Origin of the sequence: Acinetobacter sp. TY2, assembly GCF_046269225.1 — a bacterium.
Classification (GTDB): Bacteria; Pseudomonadota; Gammaproteobacteria; order Pseudomonadales; family Moraxellaceae; genus Acinetobacter.
This window is the reverse complement of the sequence record NZ_JBJZOR010000033.1, coordinates 24,322-31,000: the sequence shown is the minus strand read 5'-3', so window position 1 is coordinate 31,000 and position 6,679 is coordinate 24,322. Positions and strand designations below refer to the sequence as shown.

4 protein-coding genes are annotated in these 6,679 nt (G+C 37.6%); all 4 read right to left on the bottom strand.

From position 1 onward, the window contains the following. Positions 1 to 1,427, bottom strand: a 1,427-nt coding sequence (locus ACK1JC_RS15530) for an Ig-like domain-containing protein (protein ID WP_409512774.1), incomplete at its 3' end; no start/stop codon positions are given. A 363-nt stretch (positions 1,428 to 1,790) separates the two neighbouring features. Then, complete coding sequence (locus tag ACK1JC_RS15525; RefSeq protein WP_409512773.1) at positions 1,791 to 2,975, bottom strand: HlyD family type I secretion periplasmic adaptor subunit; 1,185 nt, start codon at positions 2,973 to 2,975, stop codon at positions 1,791 to 1,793. Beyond that, complete coding sequence (locus tag ACK1JC_RS15520; protein WP_409512772.1) at positions 2,972 to 5,110, bottom strand: type I secretion system permease/ATPase; 2,139 nt, start codon at positions 5,108 to 5,110, stop codon at positions 2,972 to 2,974. The genes ACK1JC_RS15525 and ACK1JC_RS15520 overlap by 4 nt, the downstream gene beginning before the upstream one ends. Then, complete coding sequence (locus tag ACK1JC_RS15515) at positions 5,107 to 6,546, bottom strand: TolC family outer membrane protein (protein ID WP_409512777.1); 1,440 nt, start codon at positions 6,544 to 6,546, stop codon at positions 5,107 to 5,109. The genes ACK1JC_RS15520 and ACK1JC_RS15515 overlap by 4 nt, the downstream gene beginning before the upstream one ends. Between the last annotated feature and the right edge of the window lie 133 nt (positions 6,547 to 6,679).

The following is a 6,679-nucleotide window of genomic DNA, read 5'->3' as shown; positions in this document are numbered from 1 at the left end:
ACTTGCACACTTTGACCGCTATAGATCGGTGGCGTGAAATTCAGCGTCAATGTTTGACCTGTGATCGTGATGCTGTCTGGGGTGCGCAGTACGCCATCAATCACGATGGTGAAGTCTTTGTTTTGCGGTGGGTGTTGTGCATCTAAGTTTTCATTGAAGCTCAGGATCAACTCACCCGCGGTATTCACCGCACTACCGGTCAGGATCGGTGCCGTGGTGTCTTCACTTGGAGGCATAATTCCTGTTACTTCAATATCTTCTTGTGCTTGATTACCTGCTAAATCAGACACAATAATTTTTATTATTTCATTATTCTCTAATGGACGAGTTAAAGTTATTTCTGTCTTGCCATTAATTGCCGTACCACTGCCAATTACCTGACCTTGTGCGTCTGTAATTATAATTGTTCCGGCTTCATTTGATGTTACTTCAACATGTGTTGCATCTTTTACATCAGCATTAATGAGTGGCGCAGTCAAATCAGGAACAATGATTGATTCTTCTGCACGGTTACCAGCATCATCAACAACACCAACAGTAATTGTTTCACCATCAATCACTGGTTTAGTGAGGATGATATCAACCGTACCATCAGATCCTGTTATTCCGCTACCGATGATTTCTCCATTTTCATTTTTTATAACAACTTCCGCACCAGCTTCATCACTTTTTACCGTGATGTTATTTTCATCTTTAATTTCAATCTCAATGGTTGGTGCTGTAACATCACCAACCAAGACATTCTCTTGACTTGTATTCCCTGCTTGATCTGTAACACTAACTTTTATTTCTTCATTGTCTTGTAATGGGCGAGTTAAAGTTATTTCTGTCTTGCCATTAATTGCGGTACCATTGCCAATTACCTGACCTTGTGCATCTGTAATTATAATTGTTCCGGCTTCATTTGATGTTACTTCAACATGTGTTGCATCTTTTACATTAGCATGAATTTCAGGAGCCGATGTATCAATAGGTTTTGATTCACCATTATTATCATTATTACTACTATTTGAACTTGTTGCAGCAATAGTACCAGCAACTAATGCCCCTCCTGCAATCCATGCTAGCATTGGTATTGCATCACCATTTGACAAGGGTTGTTCTTTTAAAAACTCATCAAAATTATCAATAGCAAGATAATCTACAGTTGTTGCAACACCCTCACTATTAAAGTTATCCATTTTAACGAGTGCATACTGCCCGTCAGATTCAAAAACAAGTTCTTGTACAAAATTAGCCGCAAAGAAACTTGGGATAATAATTTTTGCACCATTAAGTAAAGTAATCTCAAGATTATTATCTATGCGTGTTAATTTTGAAACTTGATCTTTATTTACATGGACTTCATAGACTGATTGATGCTGAGGAGCTTTTTCAATTGTGAGTTGTTGTGTTGAACCTTTTTCAAATATATCTACATTATTCATTCTATTCATCCTTATTATATTCATCTATATAAAAAGATAAATAAATGAGATGAAATTCACAAGTAAAGAATATATACCGAACCTGATTCATAAATATTAACATTTATGATCATCCATAGAATCTAAACTATTTTAGTTGGTATTATTAAAATAATGTGATGAAATCATCATTAATATATTTTTTAAGCGAATAAATTACACTTATAAAATCGATTATTTTTTATTCTTTATTTTTAATTTATTATACTTTTTTTTAAATATATAATTTCGATAATATCAATATAACTGTATTAATAATGCTATCTAACAAAAAAGCCACCTATTTACATAGGTGGCTTAATGATCAAATGATGTAATTTAAGATTAGCGTTCTCTTAATGCTTCTTTTGCTTTATTAAATGGTTTCAACAAATATTCGATGATTGTTTTCGAACCTGTTTTAATATCAACAGTCGCAACCATACCAGGTGTAATCGCAAAAGCCTTACCTGCTTTATTGTAAAGCTTATCCGAATCCGTACGAATATAAACACGATAATAGAACTGATCTTGTTTCACTTCATCACGTAACGTATCTGGTGAAATGACAGTGACTTTACCTTTCAAACCACCATAGATGGAATAATCATAAGCAGTTAGTTTTACGAGCGCTTCTTGACCTGGGCGAATAAATGCAATGTCTCGTGGTGAAATACGTGCCTCAATTAATAATTGCTCATCTAACGGAACAATCGTCATGATTTTACCATTCTGAGGGATAACACCACCTAAAGTCATTACATCAATTTCTTTCACTACACCACGTACAGGTGCTTTGAAAATAGTACGATTTAACGTATCTGATTTACCACGCACCACTTGTTGTTGGGTTTCAACATCAGTTGTTGCTTTAGATAATTGCTCACGCGCATCGACATAATATTTATTACGAATATCATTGATCTGATTTTGCAAATCATTTGCCTGACGTTTCAAACGTAATACTTCAACTTCACTCGCCGCACCTTTGGCTACTAGCGGTTCTGTCATACGTAACTCTTGCTGAACGAGTGTTAATGCTTGTTTTAAGCCCGCAATAGATTCATCCATATTGGCACGACGAGAATTATACAATTCTGTCTGTTCACTCACCATTTTAGGGTCTTTTCGAACACTATCAGGGAATGTTAATGGCGTACCATTCACTTCTGCACGAAGACGTGCAGCCGTTGCCTGTGATGAAATCAATAAGGATTCAGATTCACCGACATTAGATTCAAAACGTGTTGGATCTAATTGAGCAAGAATTTGTCCTTTCTGAACAATATCACCCTCTTTAACTTCTAGCTTCGTTAAAATCCCACCTTCAAGAGACTGAATAACTTGCTCTTTGGATGTCGGAATAACCTTACCCGTGCCTTGCGAAACCTCTTCAAGCTTAAAAACCCATGCCCAAATAAGTAATGCCATCAGACCACAACAAACTATCCAAATCATTACACTTGCTTTTGGTAAAGGTGGTTCTAGATGAGTTACCTTCATAGATCTTGTTTGTTTTTCTTCACTCATGATCTAGCTCCACTATTCGGCATCTGTTGTGCTGAATTATTCAATATTTGTTCTTTTGGTCCATCCATGACCACACGACCTTCATTGATCACAATAATACGATCAACCAACTCAAGTACTGCACGACGGTGGGTTGCCACAATCAATGTACGATGTGCAAGCCAAACCTTCATATGATCAATCAATTGCTTTTCAGAAACATCATCAATTGATGCAGTTGGCTCATCCAATAACAAAATATTAGGCTGACAAATTAATAAACGAGACAATAACAATGCCTGACGCTGACCACCTGAGAAACCAACACCACCTTCCATAATGATGTGATCAAGTCCTTCTTTTTTATCTTGAATAAAAGACAATGCTCCTGTCACAGATAAGGCTTTAAGTAAATCATCATCTGTTGCAAGTGGTGCACCTAATGTAAGGTTTTCACGCACTGTACCAAAGAATAGATGTGCATTTTGATTTAACAGTCCAACATCACGACGTACATCAGCAGGGTCAAGCAAAGTAATATCAATATCATCCAAATTGACTTTACCCTGTGTTGCTGTCTGCATACCTGACATCAACTGCAGTAAGCTCGATTTACCCGCACCATTACGACCTAAAATTGCAATTTTTTCACCAGGTTTTATTACCAGTTTTGGTATTATTAGGCTAGGCTTTGGATCTTCATCATCATATTTAAACACAACACCATTCAGTTCAAATTTACCATTTAATACTGAACGTTGAATTAACTGGGAGCGCTCTGGTTGATCAATCGGCTTCTTCATCAATTCATCTAAACTGTTTTTTGCAGTCTTTGCTTGTTGGAAACGCCCCAATACACCTGTGACTTGTGCAATTGGTCCAAGCATACGCGATGATAAAATTGAACACGCAACCAACGCACCTGTTGTCATATCACCTTTCATCACTGCAAAACAACCGACCAAGACAACAATCGCAAAAGTTAAACCTTGCAATTTTTGTGTCCACAAGCCCATAACACCAACAATTTTACGTTGCTGCATGCTGACGTTTGCAGACACTTCATTCATGTGATTCCATTGGTTCTGAAAACGGGATTCTGCACGTAACAGTTTAATATCTTCAATCCCCTGAACTGCTTCAACTAAAATAGCGTTACGAATAGAAGATTCACGCATACCTTGCTGTGCAAGTGCTGCCAATTTCTTTTGAACCAAGAAACCAGGCAGAATCATTAATGGGACGACAATGGCCATAACCCAAAATAAATTACCCCCAATCAACCAGAAAATACCTAAGAATAAAAGGAAAAATGGTAAATCTGCAAATGCAGTAATTGTGGTTGATGTCACCAACTCACGAACACCTTCAAGTTCACGAATCTGTGAAATAAATGTACCTGTAGACTTCGAACGCTCTTTATTTTTAATGCGTAGTGCATGCCCAAAAACACGATCAGAAATACGTAAATCTGCACGCTTCCCAATCATATCGGATAAAACTAAGCGTGAATATTTCAGTGCAAATTCAAAAATAGCCGCAATTAATACGCCACCTGCCAATACCCACAAAGTTGGTATCGATTGCGCTGGAATAACACGGTCATACACATTCATTGAGAAGACAATGGTTGCCAATGCTAAAATATTTGCCAACATTGAAGCAAACATAATATCAACATAACGCTTCCAATCTTTAAGTACAATTTCCCAAAACCAATTGGCTTCATATGGTTTAATATATTCATCAATTCGAGCATCGGGTACTGCGCTTTCAGGACGCAAGATATAAACCAATGAAATTGCATTCTGAAGGTCTTCTGCGCTAAAAGTCTGTGCAAGACCTTTATCACCACTCATTTGTACGCTGACATTACCGACTGCATCAGCTTTGTCAATTACTCCAACTTGACCATCTTTAAAGCCGACCACAACAGGTAAGCGCCAAGGATTAAGCATATCTAAGCTAAAATCAACCTTACGAACATGTAACCCAACCTGACGGGTCATGATCATTAAGACATCATCGATGCCTTGATTTTGATTCCAGTTTAACTCTAGGCGGATACGTTCTTCAGAACTTTCAATACGGTAATGTCTTGCTACAGTAAGGACGGCTTGTAACCATGGTTGATAATTTATTGTTGTATTATTCATGGTTGTATCTCTACCCCTTGAATTGAAAGATTATTCAACTGATAAACATCACGTGCTTTACCAGATGCAGAAATATATTGAACAAGATTGTCATAAATATCATAACGTGCAGATTCAATTTGAGAATTTGCGCTATGAATTTGCTGTTCAGCATTTAGTAGGTCAACAACGGTACGTGTGCCTAATTTATATTGTTCTTGATAAAGCTCTTTGGTTCTCACCGTCGTTTCTTGCTGTGCAATCAAAACTTGCATTTGACGCTGTCTATTTTCAATCTGTTCACGTGCAAGACGAGTCTGATCAAGAACATCTAAATAAACACTGCTCACACGTGCTTTAGCTGCTTCTTCGGCAAAACTCGCAGCTTTCGTTTGTGATGCAACTGCACCACCTTGATAAAAGTTACTTGTGGCTTCAAGCATGATTGAATCGTAAAAACCATTGTCTTTGTTATTATTCGGGTTTACACCATTGAGTGCCTGACTCAAACTTCCTCGAACACTTAAAGTTGGATAACGACTCAAATTTGTTTGTTCTTTCTGTGACTTAGCAACATCCACACCAGCTTTTGCTGCCATCATATTTGGAATACGATTGAATTGAGTTTCACTATATAGATCAGAAGCTGAGATCATACTGTCTGGAATCTCCAAGCGACTGCTAGAAATATCACGTCCAACCAACGTTCGTAAACGTTGCTTATACATACTCAACTGCGTTTCTTGTGCGATCAAATTTGACTGTGCAGATTCAATATACGACTGTGCTTGAATCGGATCGGCTTGACTACTAATACCTGCATTTGCTCGAAGATTGGCAATTTCAGCAATACGAGAAATACCTTTAATCTGCTCACGTGCAATTCGGGTAATTTCCTGATAACGGCGAATATTAACAATCGCAGTCGCAACTTGCGTCGAAATATCATCAATTGATACAAGAACATTGGCTTGCGCTACTTGTAAACGTGCTTTTTCAACATTAACGCCACTTTTGACTTTACCGAAATCGTAAAGCATCTGTGTCGCACTCAATGTTAAAAGCTGCCGACCAGCTTCACCTGATGTCATATCACCTGTACCTAAACCACCAGTTAACTGGGGATAGTAGCCTGCTTTCGCCACATCAATATTGGCATTTTGCGAAGACAATGAAGAAATACTTTGCGCAATATCTGGATGCCGTAACACCGCTATTTTTACAGCGTCATAAATACTAATTTTTGCAGGTAATGCTCCTGTCATCGAAAAAGGGGCTGAATCCATAAACACAACAGGATTAGTCCCTGTTGCATTTGTTCCCGTAATTACAGGTAATGATTGAGTCTCATTCTGTTGATAATCAAATTTACTCAGCTCATTTAAACTGACTTTGCGATAGTCTTCGGATGATTCAGGTGCTAAAAACTTTTGCACATTCTTCTTCATAAGTTGCATATTTAATTTTGACTCTTCAGCCCACGCCAACCCCGGTGAGTGTAAACCAATCAAAATTAAACAATATGCTCCGCCACGAATCTTATACTTTATTTTATTTTTTCCCACATGATTTCTCGTTTTTCGCATCACT